The sequence below is a fragment of the Arthrobacter sp. 10N44_2 genome (genome assembly GCF_056394385.1).
Genome location: NZ_JBFTHT010000001.1, coordinates 328,332 through 345,886 on the forward strand (window position 1 = coordinate 328,332; position 17,555 = coordinate 345,886).

The 17,555-nt window shown below is 68.5% G+C and carries 16 protein-coding genes; 10 read left to right on the top strand and 6 right to left on the bottom strand.

What is annotated here, in order from left to right:
* The first annotated feature begins 98 nt into the window (after positions 1 to 98).
* Positions 99 to 1,175: a DegV family protein gene (locus tag AC1DBX_RS01525; RefSeq protein WP_476930918.1), complete on the top strand. Its 1,077-nt coding sequence runs from the start codon at positions 99 to 101 to the stop codon at positions 1,173 to 1,175.
* Between the two features lie 119 nt (positions 1,176 to 1,294).
* Entirely contained in the window at positions 1,295 to 1,474 is a 180-nt protein-coding gene (locus AC1DBX_RS01530; protein ID WP_476849342.1) for a hypothetical protein, read from the top strand.
* On the opposite strand, the gene AC1DBX_RS01535 is transcribed toward AC1DBX_RS01530, so the two are convergent.
* Positions 1,458 to 2,087, bottom strand: coding sequence for a hypothetical protein (locus AC1DBX_RS01535; RefSeq protein ID WP_476930919.1), 630 nt, complete (start codon positions 2,085 to 2,087; stop codon positions 1,458 to 1,460). The two genes, AC1DBX_RS01530 and AC1DBX_RS01535, sit on opposite strands and share 17 nt — an antisense overlap.
* Before the next feature lie 886 nt (positions 2,088 to 2,973).
* Here AC1DBX_RS01535 and AC1DBX_RS01540 point away from each other — a divergent pair.
* Genes AC1DBX_RS01540 through holA form a run of 3 tightly spaced genes read left to right on the top strand, consistent with a single transcriptional unit; the run spans position 2,974 to position 6,645 of the window.
* Positions 2,974 to 3,645 carry a ComEA family DNA-binding protein gene (locus tag AC1DBX_RS01540; protein ID WP_476886480.1) on the top strand — a complete coding sequence of 224 codons (672 nt, stop codon included), beginning with the start codon at positions 2,974 to 2,976 and terminating at the stop codon, positions 3,643 to 3,645.
* Positions 3,646 to 3,661: 16 nt separating this feature from the next.
* Entirely contained in the window at positions 3,662 to 5,695 is a 2,034-nt protein-coding gene (locus AC1DBX_RS01545; RefSeq protein WP_476930920.1) for a ComEC/Rec2 family competence protein, read from the top strand.
* Positions 5,629 to 6,645 (top strand): DNA polymerase III subunit delta, encoded by a 1,017-nt coding sequence (gene holA, locus AC1DBX_RS01550; RefSeq protein WP_028276695.1) that lies wholly within the window; start codon positions 5,629 to 5,631, stop codon positions 6,643 to 6,645. The genes AC1DBX_RS01545 and holA overlap by 67 nt, the downstream gene beginning before the upstream one ends.
* A gap of 268 nt (positions 6,646 to 6,913) precedes the next feature.
* Here holA and rpsT read toward each other — a convergent pair whose 3' ends face one another.
* Positions 6,914 to 7,174 carry a 30S ribosomal protein S20 gene (gene rpsT / locus AC1DBX_RS01555; protein WP_018773112.1) on the bottom strand — a complete coding sequence of 87 codons (261 nt, stop codon included), beginning with the start codon at positions 7,172 to 7,174 and terminating at the stop codon, positions 6,914 to 6,916.
* 203 nt (positions 7,175 to 7,377) lie between these two features.
* Positions 7,378 to 7,983: a type II toxin-antitoxin system PemK/MazF family toxin gene (locus AC1DBX_RS01560; RefSeq protein ID WP_476857059.1), complete on the bottom strand. Its 606-nt coding sequence runs from the start codon at positions 7,981 to 7,983 to the stop codon at positions 7,378 to 7,380.
* A gap of 359 nt (positions 7,984 to 8,342) precedes the next feature.
* Between AC1DBX_RS01560 and lepA the strand changes: the two genes are divergently transcribed.
* Both lepA and hemW read left to right on the top strand, forming a co-directional pair.
* The gene (gene lepA, locus AC1DBX_RS01565) at positions 8,343 to 10,196 is read left to right on the top strand and encodes a translation elongation factor 4 (protein ID WP_026266375.1); all 1,854 of its coding nucleotides are present in this window, start codon (positions 8,343 to 8,345) and stop codon (positions 10,194 to 10,196) included.
* 45 nt (positions 10,197 to 10,241) lie between these two features.
* The gene (gene hemW / locus AC1DBX_RS01570; protein ID WP_476930921.1) at positions 10,242 to 11,480 is read left to right on the top strand and encodes a radical SAM family heme chaperone HemW; all 1,239 of its coding nucleotides are present in this window, start codon (positions 10,242 to 10,244) and stop codon (positions 11,478 to 11,480) included.
* Between the two features lie 127 nt (positions 11,481 to 11,607).
* Here hemW and AC1DBX_RS01575 read toward each other — a convergent pair whose 3' ends face one another.
* Both AC1DBX_RS01575 and AC1DBX_RS01580 read right to left on the bottom strand, forming a co-directional pair.
* On the bottom strand, positions 11,608 to 12,027 hold the full coding sequence (locus tag AC1DBX_RS01575) for a DUF4870 domain-containing protein (RefSeq protein WP_026537291.1): 420 nt from the start codon (positions 12,025 to 12,027) through the stop codon (positions 11,608 to 11,610).
* 143 nt (positions 12,028 to 12,170) lie between these two features.
* Entirely contained in the window at positions 12,171 to 13,022 is an 852-nt protein-coding gene (locus tag AC1DBX_RS01580) for a DUF3097 domain-containing protein (RefSeq protein WP_476930922.1), read from the bottom strand.
* A gap of 318 nt (positions 13,023 to 13,340) precedes the next feature.
* On the opposite strand from AC1DBX_RS01580, the gene hrcA reads away from it, so the two are divergent.
* From hrcA to AC1DBX_RS01595, 3 genes are all read left to right on the top strand, one after another.
* Positions 13,341 to 14,354: a heat-inducible transcriptional repressor HrcA gene (gene hrcA, locus AC1DBX_RS01585; RefSeq protein WP_476930923.1), complete on the top strand. Its 1,014-nt coding sequence runs from the start codon at positions 13,341 to 13,343 to the stop codon at positions 14,352 to 14,354.
* A 92-nt stretch (positions 14,355 to 14,446) separates the two neighbouring features.
* On the top strand, positions 14,447 to 15,577 hold the full coding sequence (dnaJ, locus tag AC1DBX_RS01590) for a molecular chaperone DnaJ (RefSeq protein WP_028276700.1): 1,131 nt from the start codon (positions 14,447 to 14,449) through the stop codon (positions 15,575 to 15,577).
* 2 nt (positions 15,578 to 15,579) lie between these two features.
* Positions 15,580 to 16,368, top strand: a complete 789-nt coding sequence (locus tag AC1DBX_RS01595; protein WP_476930924.1) for a 16S rRNA (uracil(1498)-N(3))-methyltransferase — start codon at positions 15,580 to 15,582, stop codon at positions 16,366 to 16,368.
* A 50-nt stretch (positions 16,369 to 16,418) separates the two neighbouring features.
* Here the strand turns inward: AC1DBX_RS01595 and AC1DBX_RS01600 are convergent, their stop codons facing one another.
* On the bottom strand, positions 16,419 to 17,300 hold the full coding sequence (locus AC1DBX_RS01600; RefSeq protein WP_253906772.1) for a GerMN domain-containing protein: 882 nt from the start codon (positions 17,298 to 17,300) through the stop codon (positions 16,419 to 16,421).
* Positions 17,301 to 17,555: the final 255 nt, after the last annotated feature.

A 17,555-nucleotide genomic window follows, 5' to 3' on the forward strand; every position in this document is an offset into this window, starting at 1 on the left:
CGGCGGCCAGTGCAGACAACCAGCGCAGACAATGGGACGGGCACAAGTGCCCCCGCCGGAGAAGCAAGTCCACGCGTCCCCACAGCAGGAGGTCCTTCGTGCCACACCGCGAGCCGTCAGGCTGGCCATGGCTGCGCGAGCGGCTTGTTCGCCTGCGGCAGGGTTCCCGGGACAGCATCCCCGAAGCGGCTCCCGCCGCCGTCGTGCAGGTTGCGGTGGTCACAGACTCTGCCGCCGCGCTGCCCGCGGACTGGGTCCGGGCTTTCGCTGCTGACGGCCGGCTCACCGTGGTCCCGATGCCCGTGATGATCGGCGCCGAAATCTACGGCGAGGGTGAGGACGACATTGCGGAGACCATCGCCGTGGCCCTGGCCAGCGGCAAGCCCGTCAAGACCTCGCGTCCGTCACCGGGGCAGTTTGAACACGCCTACCGGGAGGCCAGCGAGCGTGGCTTCCAGTCGGTGGTCTCCATTCACATCTCGGCGGGGCTGTCCGGGACAGCCGACGCCGCCCGCCTGGCAGCCCAACGGGTCGGCATACCCGTAGAGGTCCTCGACTCCCGGACGGTCGGAATGGCCCAGGGGATGGGCGTGCAGGGCGCGGTGGTCGCGGCCGCCGACGGCAGGAGCGCGGCCGACGTCTTGGCCTTCGCGCAGGACCGGCTGGACCGCACCAAAGTGTACTTCTATGTCCCGACCCTGGAACAGTTGCGCCGGGGCGGCCGGATCGGGGCGGCGGCCTCGCTCTGGGGGACCATGTTCTCCATCAAACCCATCCTGGCGGTGGAAGACGGCCGGATCATCCCGCTGGAAAAAGTCCGGTCAGCGGCGAAGGCCATCGCACGCCTGGAAGAAATCGTGGCCGCGGACGCCTCCGGCCGCCCTGCCGGGCAGGCGCGGCTGGCTGTGCACCACTTTGGCAACCAGGCCGAGGCTGAAGACCTTGCCCGGCGCCTGGCCGTGGCATTACCGGCATGTCCGCCGGCCCAGATCAGCGCTCTCCCGGCAGTCCTGGCGGCCCACGCCGGGCTCGGTGTGCTCGCCGTGATCGTGGGGGAGGGCAGCACCCCTGCTGCAGCGAAACCCGATGCCTTCCCCGGGGACATCGCCAGCCCGGACAGCGGGGAAGCGCACCCTGGCAGGGCTGCCTCCGAAGCGACGGAAACCGGCGACTAGCGCGGCGGGTCCATGTGCTCCATCTGCGCGGACGCCGGACTCTGGCCGTGAACGGGCGGCGGCGGTAAAGTCACTCCACCGAACCCAGCGAACCAGCGAATCCGGAGGCCGCCATGGCAATGCAGGTGCACCACGTAGTCCAGTTCGATCGCGACGTTGCCGAAGAGGTGACCAAGTGGCTGAAATACCTCAAAGGCCAAGTGACCAGCGTTCAATTCCTCACCACCACGGTCCCGGATCCCAAGGCTGCGGATAAATGGCGCGTGCAGTACGAGGCATACATCACCTATCAGAAGTGAACCCCCGACTGTAGCTGCGTTTCAGGGGGTAGGCACGGGCGATGTCCGTCCGGGCGTGGGCGATGCTGTACGCGCGGGTGTGGCTGGTTCCGTTGGCGCTGTCTCTGGCGTTGTAGCTGACACGGTGGTTGGTGGGGCGGTGGTTGGTGGGGCGGCCGGCTCGGACGTTGGCGGGGCGGGCGATTCCGGGACCGTTGGTGGGGCGGCCGGCTCGGACGTTGGCGGGGCGGGCGATTCCGGGACCGTCGGTGGCGCGGCCGGCTCGGACGTTGGCGGGGCGGGCGTTTCCGGGACCGTCGGCACGGTGACTGGCGCGGACGTTGGCTCGGTGGTCGTTTCCGGGACCGTCGGTGGCGCGGCCGGCTCGGACGTTGGTGCGGCGGGTGTTTCCGGGACCGTCGGCACGGTGACTGGCGCGGACGTTGGCTCGGTGGTCGGTATGACGGTTGGCGTCGTGGGCGCGGGTACCGACACTGACGTTGGTGGAGTCGTTGGCGTTAGGGAGGCCGGCGGGGCTGTGGGAGGCGGAGTCGTTGGCGGCGGGGTTGGCCCGGGGGCTGGCTGATTCGGCCCGATAGTGTAGCTGGGCTGCTGGCCTGAGCCGTTGACCCACAGGGCGGCCTGCACCCGGCGGGCACTTCCGGGCTCCAGCCACCAGAGCACCTGTACGTTGCAGTGGTAGACAATCGTGACATTGGCGACGGCGCCCTGCGGCGGAACTGCATGGATCGAGGTGGCGGCTGTTTGGGTGGTCCAGATGAAATTCTGGTCGGCAGTCATTCCGGCCGTGCCGTCGACCGAAACATGCGCTATGCCGTACAGACCGTACTGGGGGCAGAAACTGCTTTCCAGAGAAAAATTGACCACCTGGGTTGAGGTGGCTTGCGTTGTGTCTGCCACGACCGGTGGGGCTGGCAGCATGGTGCCGCCAAGCGCCAGCACCGCCGCGGGCCCAAACAACCACTTCATTGCACACCAGCTTTCGACGCCTGAAATTTACCTCCAGGCGATCAGGGTTGCCCCCAGCCGGCAAAGTCTTCTCGATTGGATGCAGACGTTACCACCGGGTCCGGGCGGGCACCAGCGTAGGGAATACTTGCCTGATGCCGCGGATCTACGCGTATTACTCAGGTATATCCACATACGCCCGGTCCCCGGTATCAGCGGGGGTGAGGGCTGCCTAGAGTCGTTCCATGCCACGCCGCAACCCGGGAACTGAATCCGCCACAGGCGTCAGGGTTGCCCGTGATCGCCTGGCAGCGACGCGCTGGGCTGCCCGGGGTGCGAAAGATACTGCGGAGCCGGGCGAATCCCCGGCTCCGGGCCGGGAACCGGGCGACTCAGCGGGGCTGCTGGAGTTGCAGGTTCCGGCGCCCGGCAGCCCTGTCCCGGTCCGGGCTGATGGCGTCCTCGCTGCTGGACGATGCGTCGGTGGCGACCCTTCACACCATGCTGATGAAACCCGCGGGTACCGCCGGGGAAGAAGGCCGACGCTGGCTATGCGATTTCGGGCCAGGACAGGGGTTAAGGCCGCTGCCCTGCTGGGCGTCCTTGCCGTGGTGCTGGGCGGCTGCTTCTGGTGGCAGGCCGGAACCGGCGGCGCGCAGGTGGTGGCTCTCAGCGACTCCGCCCCCGCCGCCGAGGAAGCACCCGATCCGGCGGATGACGGGTCAACCGCGCCGCCGGGAGATGAGGCCACCGCGGCGCCCGAAAGGATCGAGGTCCACGTTGCCGGTGCCGTGGCCAGCCCGGGGGTGGTTCAACTGCCGGCGGGAAGCCGGCTGCATGAGGCGATTGCAGCGGCGGGCGGGCCCACGGTTCTCGGGGATCCGGACCGACTCAACCTGGCCGCCGTGCTTGAGGATGGGCAGAAGGTCCTGGTGCCCATCCGCGGCGAACCCGATGAGGCCGATACGCCCACGGACGGCTCACCTGCGCCCGGTTCCGGTCCGGGCGGCACGGGGCCAGTCGGCGGGGGCGGGAAGGTCAACCTCAACACCGCCGGCCTTGAGGAACTCGGGACCCTCCCGCGCGTCGGGCCGGTGCTGGCGCAGCGGATCGTGGATTGGCGCCAGCAGCACGGGCGGTTCAAGACAGTGCAGGAGCTCGACGCCGTCGACGGGATCGGTCCGAAGTTGCTCGAGGCCCTGCTCCCGTTGGTGGGTATCTGACGTGGCAAATCCTGAGATGGAAAAGCCTGACACTGCACAGCCTGGCACTGCACGGCGTGGCGTGGACCGGACCGGCCCGCTGGGTTCTGTGGCGGTCCCGCAGAGTCGCTGGCAGCGCTACGTCGATGCGGCCGTCGATTCCCCGGCGCGTGCGGAGCACGAGGATCCGGTGGCCTCCGGCCGGATCCGCGGATCCGGTAAACCCGCGCGAGACGCCGCCGCGCGTCGGCGCCCGATCGAACGGACACGACGGACGGACCTTCGTCTGGTGCTCCCGGCACTTCTTGTCTGGGGGACCGCCGTTGCCGCAAACTGGCTGTCCCCTGCAGGGCTGGCCGGTCTCTGCACGGCGCTGGCGGCGGCCGGAGGCATGCTCTTCCTGGCCGGTCGCGTCATCCTCGGCCGTTCTGGGCTCCGCCCGGCGAGGGAGCGGGGCGCCAGGATTGGGCGGGGTGGCCACGGGCGCGGCCGCAGCGCCGGGCAGGCGGTTCCGCGCAGCACTCGCGCCACAGTGGCAGCGGCGCTGCTGTTGTCCTCCGCGGCAGGCTCACACGCCGCCGTCGAGGCCTCCCGGCGGCACGACGGCGCCATCGCAGAAGCTGTGGCCGCCCGCGCGGCCGTCGTCGCGGAACTGGAAATTGCAGGCGCCCCACGGCCGCTCAGGATTCCCGGTGCCGGTGGCCTGCCGGACCGCTGGGCAGTTCCCGTGATCCTGACGGCGATGACCTTCGGCGGCCACAGGGTCGCCGGGGACGCACGGATCGTGGTCATGGGCGGGGCCACCTGGGGAGACGCCGTTCCGGGCCAGCTCCTGCGCGCCACAGGCAAACTCCGTCCCGCCGCGCCAGGGGAGCCGGAGGCCGGACTCCTGGCAGCGACGTCTGCGCCAACCCTGCTGCGGGGACCCGGGCCCTGGCAGCAGGGTCCCGGGGAGCTTCGCCGCGCCTTCACCGCCGCGGCGGCAAGGTTCGGGGGCGACGCCGGCGGGCTGCTGCCCGGCATGGTCACCGGCGACACCAGCGCCCTGGACCCCGAGTTGGAAGCCGCCATGAAGACCGTCGGGATGACGCACCTGACCGCCGTCAGCGGGGCCAACTGCAGCCTGATCCTCGGGACGCTGCTGCTCGCCGCCCGCACGCTCCGCCTTCCGCGCGCGGCCGCCGCCGCGGCCAGCCTCGCGGGGCTGGCGCTGTTCGTCGTCATGGTGGGACCGGATCCGAGTGTGCTGCGGGCCGCACTCATGGGCAGCATCGGCCTCGCGTCCGTAGCTCTTGGCCGGGCGGGGCGCGGACTCAGCCTGCTCTGTGTTGCCGTCATCGGCCTACTGCTGGCGCAGCCGGTCCTGGCTGCCAGCTTCGGATTCCTGCTCTCGGTCCTGGCCACGCTGGGAATCGTAGTCGCCGGACGCCGCATCATGGACTGGCTGCCGCCTTCGGTGCCGCGCTGGGCGGCAGCCGGCGTCGCCGTACCCCTGTCCGCCCAGCTCTTCTGCGCCCCGGCGATCGTGTTGTTGCAGCCGCAGTTCGGCGCCTACACCCTGCCCGCGAATGTGGCCGCCGCAGCGCTCGTGGCGCCAGTTACACTCCTCGGCACTGCCGCCGTGGTGCTCCTGCCCGCTCTCCCGGCCGCAGCGGGCCTCCTCATGGCCGCCGCTGCTGCCTTCGCAGGCGCGGTGGCGGGGGTCGCCCGGTTCTTCGCGGCACTCCCGGGCGCCGCCCTGCCGTGGCCGGAAGGAGTCTTCGGTGCAGCCACCATGGGAATCTTTTCCGCGGCTGTGCTGGCGGCGGCGTGGCTCGCCCTGCACCCTGCCGCGGCCGCCCGTGGCGTCCTCGCGGCACACGCACTGGTGGTCGCCGTCCTCGACGGACGCTCGCATGCGGCGGCACGGTCAGCCGTCCGGCGGGCCGTCAGCCGCGGCTTGGAGCACCGGTCCGGGCGTGGGACGCTTAGAGTCCGCAAACCAACTTCCGGGAGGAATCGAGAGTGGCTGCTGCCCAGACCCAACGGCCCAGGACCTCGGCGTCGAACACCGCCACCTGGCGCGATGTGACACCTGCTGCCGTCGTTCTGGTGGGCGGTCCGGAAGACTACATAGGTGCCCGGGCCATGGACCGTATCCGCGCGCAGGTCCGCGCGGTGGCGCCCGACGTCGAAATTACGCGGCTCAATGCCGGCAGCTACACGGCCGGGTCCCTGGCCATGAACGTCAGCCCTTCACTGTTCGGCGAACAAAAGCTCATCGAGGTCGACGGGCTCGAGGCGATGAACGATGCCTTCCTCGCCGATGCCCTGAAGTATGTGGTCCAGCCCGAACCGGAGGCCTTCCTGGTGCTCCGCCACGGCGGGGGAGTCCGCGGCAAGAAGCTGCTGGACGCCATCAAGGCCGCGGGCTGGCCCGTTGTCGACTGCCAGCCGCTCAAGAAAGACGCCGAGAAGATCGCCTTCGTCACGGCCGAGTTCCGGGCGGCCTCCCGGCGTATCGACCCCGACGCCGTGCACGCCCTGGTCAATGCGGTTGGCGCGCAGCTCGCGGAACTCGCCGCCGCCTGCAGCCAGCTGATCGCTGACGCCACCACCGGCGTGGACGCGGCCATGGTGGACAAGTACTACGGCGGCCGGGTCGAGGCAACGGGTTTCAAGGTCGCCGACGCCGCGATGGCCGGCAACGGCCCGCTGGCCCTGTCCACACTTCGCCACGCCCTGGCCACCGGCGCGGACCCGGTGCCGATCGTGGCTGCCCTGGCGTCGAAGTTGCGTTCCCTGGCCAAGGTGGCCGGCGCGCAGGGGTCGTCCTCGCAGATCGCCAAGCAACTGGGTATGCAGCCCTGGCTCGTCGAACAGGCCCAGCGGGAAGTCCGGCGCTGGACGCCCGAGGGGCTGGTCCGCTCGATCCAGGTCACCGCCGAGGCCGACGCCCAGGTCAAGGGCCTCTCCCGGGATCCTGTCTATGCCGTGGAACATGCGGTAACGGTGATTGCCACCTCGGCCAGGAGTTCCTGACACCCGCGTTCGAACCCAGGGGCCCGGCGTGTCGGCCCTGCGAGTCCGGCCGGACCGGGGCCCGGCGTGTTGGCCCTGCGAGTCCGGCCGGACCAGGTGCGGCGTGTCGGCCCTGCTGGCGCGGACCCGGCAGCGGGCAGCCGGCGGGGTACCGGAGTAGTACGAGAACGGGTGCGGAGTCGGCCCCTTGCGGAACCGGTTTAACTGGATGTGGCCGGCACCCCAGGGGGTGCCGGCCACAATCATCAGTTCAAGTGAACTGGAAACCTTAGAGCGCGTTGACCTTCTTGGAGATGGCCGACTTGCGGTTTGCAGCGTTGTTCTTGTGGAGAACACCCTTGCTGACGGCCTTGTCCAGCTTGCGGCTGGCAGAAAGCAGTGCAACAGCCGCAGCATCCTTGTCGGTGGACTCAACGGCGGTGTTGACGGCGCGGATGGCCGTCTTCAGCTCAGACTTGACTGCGTTGTTGCGCAGGCGAGCCTTTTCGTTGGTCAGGATGCGCTTCTTCTGGGACTTGATATTAGCCACGTGTGAACTCTCTTTTTCAATGCGGAAAATGGTCTAGAGGGCTTTCAGATTGGCCATTGACTGAGCGGCGTGGGGATACCTATGGCGACCAACCATCTGTGGCCGTCGACCTGCACGGACACACAGCTGTAAATAATAGCAGAGATCAACGTACAGGCACGAGTGCGCGTGGCGATCCGCCGTCGCGCACGGTGTCCGCCGGGTCAGCTCCAGCCGTGCCGCTGCCGCAGCGCGGCCGCGATGTGGTTGAAGCGGCCTGCGTCCAGGATCGCTCCTTCGCGCCGGATGTCCTTCGCGTTGATCTGCAGAACCCGGTCCAGCTTCGCTTCGCTGGGCCGCCACTGGCGGTCCCAGGGTCCAGTGCCGATGTCCACGTAGTCATCCGACCGGCGGGAGTCGCCGTCGTGGTCCTTGCTCGTCAGCATCAGGCCCAACAAATACCGGCCGCTGGTGCCCACCAGCAGCACCGGACGGTCCTTGCCCTGGGAGTAGTCCTCTTCGTAGGGCACCCAGGTCCAGACGATTTCGCCGGGCTCGGGCAGGCCGTTGGGTGCGGGGGCATAGCGGACGGCGGCCCGCCCCCGGAAGTCGCCGGGATATGTCCCGGTCAGTCCGGCGGCCGGGGCGCCGCCTGTGGAGCGGGCCGGGGTGCCGGGACGCGCCTGGCCCGGACGCCGCTTCGCCGCAGGCTTTCGGGCGGGTTTTGCCGCAGGACCAGGGGTGGTTCCCGGTGCGGAGCCGCCAAGTTTATCCAGGAAGCGCAGGGCATCGCGGACCGCGCCGCTGATCGATCGTAAGTTCCAAGCCATGGGGAAACCATACCGGCAACCCCTGCAGAGAAAGGGGCAGGGAATGAGCGGGGGAGAGGTGGGGCAGAGGGTGGCCGCAGTCGGCTGGCGGCCAGGCAGGGGCGGACCCAGTCGCGGCGCAGCACACAGCCAGATCCGCGGGCCAACCCCAGCCGAACCGAGGCCAGATCCGCGGGCGGAATCCCGCCGAGAGTCCACCGGACCCAGGAGAGTCCGCAACGCAACGCAGGGATGCACTGCCACTGGCCCGGACGTGGGAGACTATAGGGACAGAAATGCGCCACGTCGCAGGATGGCATACGAGCATCCGCACCGAGCCGTGGAAAAGCCAACCGTAATGCCAACAGTAAGGACCCTGCGTGTCTCCCATGGCCCGCACCGCCCCGGTGCCCGCCGCAACAGATCCGGCCATCATCCGGAACTTCTGCATCATTGCGCACATTGACCACGGCAAATCCACACTGGCCGACCGGATGCTCCAGTTCACCGGTGTTGTCCAGTCCCGTGACATGAAGGCCCAGTACCTGGACCGCATGGACATTGAGCGCGAACGCGGCATTACCATCAAATCCCAGGCCGTCCGCATGCCCTGGGAACTCGACGGCACCAGCTACGCGCTGAATATGATCGACACCCCCGGGCACGTCGACTTTACGTACGAGGTCTCCCGCTCGCTCGCGGCCTGCGAAGGCGCGATCCTGCTGGTGGACGCGGCCCAGGGCATCGAGGCCCAGACTCTCGCCAACCTCTACCTGGCGATGGAAAACAACCTCACCATCATCCCGGTCCTGAACAAGATCGACCTCCCTGCAGCCCAGCCCGAGAAATACGCGGCGGAACTCGCCAACCTGATCGGCGGCGACCCCGACGACGTGCTCCGCGTCTCCGGCAAGACCGGTATGGGCGTCGAGGTCCTGCTGGACAAGATCGTCCGCGACCTGCCGGCACCGGTGGGCGACCCGAACGCCCCCGCCCGGGCCATGATCTTCGACTCGGTCTACGACACCTACCGCGGTGTGGTCACCTACGTCCGCGTCGTCGACGGCATGCTGCACCCGCGTGAACGCATCCAGATGATGTCCACCCGTGCCACGCACGAGCTCCTTGAGATTGGTGTGAGCTCCCCGGAACCCACCCCCTCCAAGGGCCTTGGCGTCGGCGAGGTCGGCTACCTCATTACCGGTGTGAAGGACGTCCGCCTGTCCAAGGTGGGCGACACCGTCACCAACCTGGCCAAGCCCGCCACCGAGTCCCTCCCCGGCTACGCGGACGCCAAGCCGATGGTCTTCTCCGGTCTGTATCCGCTCGATGGCACGGACTATCCCGTGCTCCGCGATGCGCTGGAGAAGCTGATGCTCAACGACGCCGCACTGGTGTACGAGCCCGAAACGTCCGCCGCGCTGGGCTTCGGCTTCCGCGTGGGATTCCTGGGCCTGCTGCACCTGGAAATCACCCGCGAGCGGCTCGAACGCGAATACAACCTGGACCTCATTTCCACCGCGCCCAACGTGGAATACGAGGTCACGCTGGAGGACAAGAAGGTCGTCCACGTCACCAACCCCAGCGAATACCCCACCGGCAAGATCGCTGAGGTCCGTGAGCCGATGGTGTCCGCCACCATCCTTGCGCCGAACGAGTTTGTCGGCGCCATCATGGAGCTGTGCCAGAGCCGGCGCGGCGTCATGGGCGGCATGGACTACCTCTCCGAGGACCGGGTGGAAATCCGCTACCGCCTGCCGCTGGCCGAAATCGTCTTCGATTTCTTCGACATCCTCAAATCCAAGACCCGCGGCTACGGGTCACTGGACTGGAAGGCAGACGGCGAGCAGGTGGCCGACCTGGTCAAGGTGGACATCATGCTCCAGGGCGAACAGGTTGATGCATTCTCCGCCATCACCCACCGCGACAAGGCCTACGCCTACGGCGTGATGATGACCGGCAAGCTGCGCGAACTCATCCCGCGCCAGCAGTTCGAGGTGCCCATCCAGGCCGCCATCGGCTCCAGGATCATCGCCCGCGAAAGCATCCGCGCCATCCGCAAGGACGTCCTTGCCAAGTGCTACGGCGGTGACATCACCCGAAAGCGTAAGCTGCTGGAAAAGCAGAAGGAAGGCAAGAAGCGCATGAAGATGGTGGGCCGCGTCGAGGTGCCGCAGGAGGCTTTCATCGCCGCGCTGACAACGGACGAGTCCAAGGACAAGGCCAAGAAGTAACGGTGCAGGTAATGATTGTTGCTGCAGTATCGGCAGGCCGGGCCCGTGCCTAGCGTTCTTCCCCTCGGCGACCCGGCGCCGGCGGACGGGCTGCTGCCCGCCCAGGCGGGCGAGGGCGCCGATCAGCGAGCATTCGGGCTGTACGTGCACATCCCGTTCTGCGCGGTCCGCTGCGGGTACTGCGACTTCAACACCTACACCGCCACCGAGCTGGGCGGCGGGGCCTCCCAGGACGCCTACGCCGCCACCGCGATCGCGGAAGTGGAGTTCGCCGCCGCGGCCCTGAAGGGCAGCGGCCTGCCCGGCCGCCCCCTCAGCACGGTCTTCTTCGGCGGCGGCACCCCCACCCTGCTGCCGGCGGAGGACCTGGCGCGCATCCTCACCGCCGCGATCGACGCCTGGGGACTGCAGCCCGGCGCCGAGGTGACCACCGAGGCGAACCCCGATTCCGTCACGCCCGCATCCCTGCAGCTGCTGGCCGACGCCGGGTTCACCCGCGTTTCGTTCGGCATGCAGTCGGCCGTGCCGCACGTCCTGAAGGTCCTGGACCGCACCCACACGCCCAGCCGGGTGCCCGAGGCGGTGCAGTGGGCGCGTAATGCCGGGCTCTCGGTCAGCCTCGACCTCATTTACGGGACGCCGGGGGAGTCGTTGGCGGACTGGCGCTACTCGCTCGAGACCGCACTGTCCTACGCCCCCGACCACATCAGCGCCTATGCCCTGATCGTTGAAGACGGCACCAAGCTTGCCGCGCAGATCCGCCGTGGCGAAGTGCCGGAAATCGACGACGACGACCACGCTGCCAAATACGAACTCGCCGACGAACTGATTTCCGCCGCCGGGCTCAACTGGTACGAGGTCAGCAACTGGTCCCGCACCCCCGAACAGGCCTGCCGGCACAACCTCGCTTACTGGCGCGGGGACGACTGGTGGGGCATCGGGCCGGGGGCGCACTCGCACGTGGGCGGCGTCCGCTGGTGGAACGTCAAGCACCCCACCGCCTACGCCAACCGCCTCGGCGCCGGCGCCTCACCCGCCGCCGGACGCGAAACGCTGGACTCTGAAACCCGTAACGTGGAACGGGTCATGCTCGAGGCCCGGCTCAATTCCGGGCTCGACATCCCAAGCCTCGGCGGCCTGGGGGACACCGGCAGGCACGCTGTGGCGGGGCTGATCGCGGACGGCCTCGTGGACCCCGCGGCGGCTTTCAAAGGCCGGCTCATTCTCACCCTTAAGGGCCGGCTGCTGGCCGACGCCGTCGTCCGCAGGATCCTGCCGGACTAGTCTGGCCGGCAAAACTTCCACGACTTGGCTGCCCGCATCAGCGGCCACAACACCCTGCCGCACAAAAGAGAGCCGGCCGCTGCCCCTGACGGGCGGCGGCCGGCTCTCGTGCTTGGGTCCGGGCCGGCTATTTGATCCAGCGCAGGTTGAACTCGTAGCGGTGCGGCTGGCCGCGGTTGACGTGGATGCCTGCCGCCACCGAGAAGCACGTCACGGCGATCCAGATCACCGTGGCGAGCACGGCGAAGAGGTTGCCCACCACCGGGATGAAGACCAGCAGATTGGCCAGTACCGCGGCCAGGGTCGGCGGCAGGGTGAAATTGAGGGCTTCCTTGGATTCCTGTGCCGTGAACGGGCCGCGGTCCTTGAAGATGAGGTAGATCAGCAGCGACGGCACGCAGCCCAGGATGCCGCCGAAGTGCGCGAGCGTGGCCCACTGGCGGTCCTCGCTGGCCGTCAGCGGCAGCGCGTTTGCCGGAACGCCATGGTACGGGGGCTGGCCATGGCCAGCCTGATTGCCCGTGTGTTCGCGTGCGTTATCTGCCACGGTGTAGCCCTTCGGATTGCGGTGATGCGTTGCTGCCTGGGTTGTGCCTGAAATAGCCGGGACCGCACTGGAAGCGCGGCCGCCGTTTCAAGAATACTTGCTCGGGCAAGGAAATGGAGATCAGGGGCGGCCGCCGCGGCGGACTAGGGCACGGTGAGGAAGTCAATGACCTCTTCCACGCGGCCAAGCAGCGACGCCTCCAGATCAGCGTAGCTGCGGACAGCCCCCAGGAGTTTCTGCCAGCCGAGGCCGATGTCCTCCTTCGTGGAGTGGGGCCACCCGAAAGCCATCAGGATCCCGGTCTTCCAGTCCGTGCCGCGGGGGATCACGGGCCACTGCTCGATCCCCAGGACCGAGGGCCGGATGGCCTGCCACACGTCCACGTAGGGGTGCCCCACAATCAGGACGTTGCCTGCGGCGCCCGGTGAGGCCATGACGGCGTCGGCGATCCGCGACTCCTTGGAGTCGGCCACCAAGTGGTCTACGAGCACGCCGAGGCGCCGGCCGGGGCCCGGGCCGAAGTCCGCCACGGCGGACGCGAGGTCGTCAATGCCGTGCAGGGGCTCGACGACGATGCCCTCCACCCGGAGGTCATCGCCCCAGACCTTCTCCACCAGCTCGGCGTCGTGCTTTCCTTCCACCCAGATGCGGCTGGCCTTGGCCACCTGTGCGCGCTGCCCGGCCACCCGCACCGAGCCCGACGCCGTGCGGCCGGCACCGGCGGCCGGTGCCGTCCTTTTCGGGGCCGGCGGCATCAGGCGGATGGGCTGGCCGTCCAAGAGGAAGCCGAAGCCGAGGCGGAAGGACCGCGACTTGCCCCGCCGGTCCTCCAGCGCCACCACGTGCATGCCGCCGGACTTCTCCACCCGGGTTACGGCGCCCACCCAGCCGGACTGGACCTCCTCGAGGACCATCCCGCGTTCCACCGGGACTTCCGGCAACTGGGTCTTGGCGGGGGCGGACAGGTCCTGGGGTCCCCAGTTCTGGTACGACATCTCTTCACGCTTACTTTGCACTCGGAATGTACGGCGGTCGGTGGAACTCTCCGGGGGCCGGAACCGGACCGCGACGGCGCGGCAACGGCAGCATCTGCCACGGTCTCGGCGCCGGCGTGACGGGAATCGCGTTCCCGCGGGCCACGCCTGGAGCGAATCCAATGCTAACAACGCGGCGACTCATATTAGACTGGTTAGCACTTAGGCATGTCGAGTGCTAACCCTTGTCCTGTGGCGGGCCGTCCGTGCACCACTGGTGGACCCGGACCGGACGCGGGGGGTGGCACCGGCTGCGGGACAGTCGATTGGAGGTGGAGCGTGAGCGAACCGCGCAAACTCGAAGTGCTGCGCGCCATCGTGGAGGACTACGTCCATTCGCGTGAGCCCGTTGGTTCCAAAGCGCTCGTTGAACGGCACCATCTCGGCGTCTCGAGCGCCACGATCCGAAATGACATGGCGGCGCTGGAAGACGAGGGCCTGATCACGGCACCGCACACGAGTGCAGGCCGGATCCCCACTGACAAGGGCTACCGGTTGTTCGTCGACCAGATCTCAGCGGTGAAGCCGTTGTCCCAGGCCGAGCGCCGGGCCATTCAGGCGCTGCTGGAAGGATCCGAGGACCTCGACGACATCCTTGACCGGACCGTGAGGCTCCTCTCGCACCTGACCAACCAGGTCGCCGTCGTGCAGTATCCGCTGCTCAGCCGCGCCCGGGTGCGGCACATTGAGTTCGTGCCCCTGGCGCCCAGGAAAGTGCTGGCTGTTCTGATTGCTGACACGGGCAAGGTGGAGCAGCGCGTGATCGACGTCGGGCAGGACATTCCCGACGACGCGCTGTCGGAATTGCGGAGCAGTTTTCTGGCCAGCCTCTCCGGTACGCCGCTGAGCCTGATGCCGCAGCTGCTGCCCGCCGTCGTTGCCGGTGGCCCGCCCGCGCGGCGCGGAGCAGCCCAGGCGCTGGCCCGCGGTCTTGAGGCCCTGGCCACGAGCAGCCGTGAAGAGCGCATGGTCATGGCCGGCACCGCCAACCTGGCCCGCTCCAATGTGGACTTCCCGCTCAGCATCGGCCCCGTGCTGGAGGCCCTCGAGGAACAGGTGGTCATGCTCCGCCTGCTCAGCGAAATGGCCGAAGACCCGCGCGGCGTGACCGTCAGCATCGGCCGGGAAAACCCCTACGACGGTCTCGCCGAGGCCTCGGTCGTGGCCACCGCCTACGGGCCGGACGCCACGGCCAAGGTCGGAGTGCTTGGGCCCACCCGTATGGACTATCCCACCACCATGGCCGCCGTCCGAGCGGTGGCCCGCTACCTTTCGAGGATCCTGGGGCCCTGACAGGCCCGGGACCGAATACGACTTCTTGCCCCACAGGCAGTGCCCCACAGGCAGTACCCCACAGGCAGTACAACAAGGAAGAGATACACACTTTGAGCAGCCACTACGACGTTCTTGGAGTCTCCCGCGACGCATCGGGGGAGGAGATCAAGAAGGCCTACCGGAAACTGGCCCGGACCCTGCACCCGGACGTGAACCCCGGGGAGGACGCCTCGGACAGGTTCAAGGCCGTCACGCACGCCTACGAGGTCCTCTCCGATCCGCAGAAGCGCCGGGTCTATGACACCACCGGCAACGAGAACGGCACCGACAACGGGTTCGGCGGCGGCAGCTACTCGGGCCAGGGCTTCGCCTTCCAGGACATCTTCGAGACCTTCTTCGGCGCCGGTGGCGGCCAGGGCGGCCCGGCGTCCCGGGTCCGCCGCGGCCAGGACGCGCTGATCAGCGTCCGGATCGACCTCCGCGATGCGGTGTTCGGCGTGAACAAAAAGCTCGAGGTCGACACGGCCGTCATCTGCCCCACCTGCGAGGGATCCTGCTGCCGGGAGGGCACCCACCCGGTCCGCTGCGACATCTGTGGCGGCAGCGGTCAGGTCCAGCGCGCCGTGCGGTCCATCCTGGGCCAGGTCATGACGTCCGCCCCCTGCGGGTCTTGCGAGGGCTTCGGCACCGTCATCAAGGACCCGTGCAACGAATGCAGCGGCCAGGGCCGGATCCGCAGCCGCCGCTCGCTGACTGTCAAGGTCCCGGCCGGCGTGGCCACCGGCACCCGCATCCAGCTGTCCGGCCAGGGCGAGGCCGGCCCTGCCGGCGGCCCCGCCGGGGACCTGTACGTGGAGATCAGGGTCAACAACGACGCCACTTACGTGCGCGAGGGCGATGACCTGCACGCGAGCCTCAACATTCCCATGACGGCGGCCGCCCTCGGCACCGAAATATCCCTCGACACCTTCGACGGACAGCAGGAGATCGACGTCAAGGCCGGCACCCAGTCCGGCGAGATCATCACCCTTCGCGGTCTTGGCGTCACGCACCTGCGCGGCCACGGCCGCGGCGATCTGAAGGTGCACCTGCAGGTGGAAACACCGGTCAAGCTCGATCACGTCCAGGAGGAACTTCTCCGCCAGCTGGCCAAGCACCGTGGCGAGCACCTCACGGAAGGAAAGCTTGCGGCCAGCGGCGGCGTCTTCGCCAAACTGCGGGACCGGCTCGGTAACCTGTAGCGGTGAGTAACCCGGTCTTCTTCACCGCCCCAGGCACCCTGGACCAGCAGGTCCCCGGCTCGGCCTTCGTCCTCGAGGGAACCGAGGCCCGACACGCCGTCACCGTCAAACGGATCGGCGTCGGCGAAGCGGTCGACATCGCGGACGGCGCAGGCAAGCGCCTGACCGGCACCGTGACAGCCGTCGCTCCCGGGGAGCTGAGCGTCGAATGCGTGGACCTGGCTGAGGAACCACGGCCAGGAACACGGCTGGTCCTGGTCCAGGCCCTGGCGAAGGGCGACCGCGATGAACTGGCGGCCGAGACCGCGACCGAGTTGGGCATCGACGCAGTCATTCCCTGGCAGGCCGAGCGGTCCATTGTGCGGTGGAAGGCTGAGCGGGCCGCGAAGGCGCATGCCAAGTGGCAGTCGGTGGTGACGGCAGCCGCCAAACAGGCGCGCCGGGCATGGATTCCCGAGGTCCGGGCCGCCGTCGACGGCGCCGGGCTGCAGGCGGCCGTAACGGCGGCAGACCTCGCCGTCATCCTGCACGAAGACGCCGTGCGCCCGCTGCGGCAGGTACTCGAGGCCTGGCTGGAAAGTGTTGGGCCCGGCGATGTTGTGGCATATGATGCCGGATCCCGTGAGGTCCTGCTGATCGTGGGTCCGGAAGGCGGCATCAGCCCGCGGGAGGTGACCCGGCTTTGCGACGCCGGTGCAGTTACGGCCCTTTTGGGGCACCATGTGCTGCGTTCGTCCACGGCCGGGCCCGCCGCCACTGTGCTGGCCAGCGACATCCTCGGCCGCTGGTGACCTGCGGCAGCCGCCGCCGCAGGTGACGTGATGCCTTGTTGAGGTGACGGCTACTTGACCGTGAACCCGCGGGTGTCCTGGAATACTTCCTTGGCGCTGTCGGATGCGTCCACCTGGGACACCCGGACCTCGTAATTGCCCGGGCCGAGGTTCACGGACAAGGTGAACAGCCCGGGCCGGGCTGCATCGGCGGAGGCGGTGGCGCTGCCGTTGAGATACGCGGTCTTGGCGTTGTCGCCGTCGCCGTCGACCTTGAGGATCGCCCAGCGGAGCTTCCCGCCCTGGACGGTGCTGCGGCCGCTGATCTTGACCGAACCGTCGGCCACGGACGTGCCCTCCTGCGGATCAATGATCCACACTGGTGCCACCATCCCGGCGCTGCGGGAGGTCGGCTCGCCCAGGCGGACATGGTTGAAGGCGACGTAGTCGGTGTGACCGTCCACCAGCACAACCACCTGGACCTGCTGTCCGGCATCGATGAGGCCGGCGCTGGCCGCGGCAGCTGTCGCCGTGTAGACGAGCTGCTGGATGGCGCGCTCGGCCATGGCCGCATCCACGTTGCTGTTGAAGGCATCAGCGGAGACATCCACCGTGATGACGTTCTTGCCGGAAATCGAGGTCGCCAGCTTCTTCGGATTTTGCCAGGGCGTGAAAAAATCCGGGTCCAATGGCTTCTGCGACATCATGACCCGCAGGGCGCGGGTGACGGGATTGTCCTGATCCGGAACGTCGCGGAACTCGCGGTAGAGAAACGCGTTGTCATTGCCACGGCCGATCCAATACACCGGAGCCTTGTTCGACGTCTGGGCAGTCTCCAGCGGTGCGCTCGTGGTGGGGGCGCCCGACGCCGGGGCGGGAATGAGCTCTGATGGGCTGCTGGAATTTGTGATGCCGCTCTGCGGCGTCGCCACGCAGCCGGACAGGACGAGCACGGCAGGCAGCGCCAACGCCAACGCGACGCGGCGGACGCGCCCCGCCGATGGCTGCTGAACTCCACGCTTCCTGATGCCGCTGTCCCTTCGTCGTACGCCCCGCGTTCCGCGGTGATGATCCGTTTGTAGCCGTCGTCGGCCGTCGACGGCCGCCCCATCCCTCACCGGCCGGAGACCGGCCCGGCGATCCCGGGACAGCCGGATTCCAGCATGGCACACGGGCGCGGCGCGGCAGCCGGGTTTGGGCCCGGGCGC

Coding starts and splice junctions, on each gene's coding strand:
- AC1DBX_RS01530 (WP_476849342.1), top strand. CDS start 1,295: ATGCAGGTGCACCACGTAGTCCAGTTCGATCGCGACGTTGCCGAAGAG.
- AC1DBX_RS01540 (WP_476886480.1), top strand. CDS start 2,974: ATGCGATTTCGGGCCAGGACAGGGGTTAAGGCCGCTGCCCTGCTGGGC.
- AC1DBX_RS01545 (WP_476930920.1), top strand. CDS start 3,662: ATGGAAAAGCCTGACACTGCACAGCCTGGCACTGCACGGCGTGGCGTG.
- AC1DBX_RS01560 (WP_476857059.1), bottom strand. CDS start 7,983: ATGGCTTGGAACTTACGATCGATCAGCGGCGCGGTCCGCGATGCCCTG.
- AC1DBX_RS01580 (WP_476930922.1), bottom strand. CDS start 13,022: ATGTCGTACCAGAACTGGGGACCCCAGGACCTGTCCGCCCCCGCCAAG.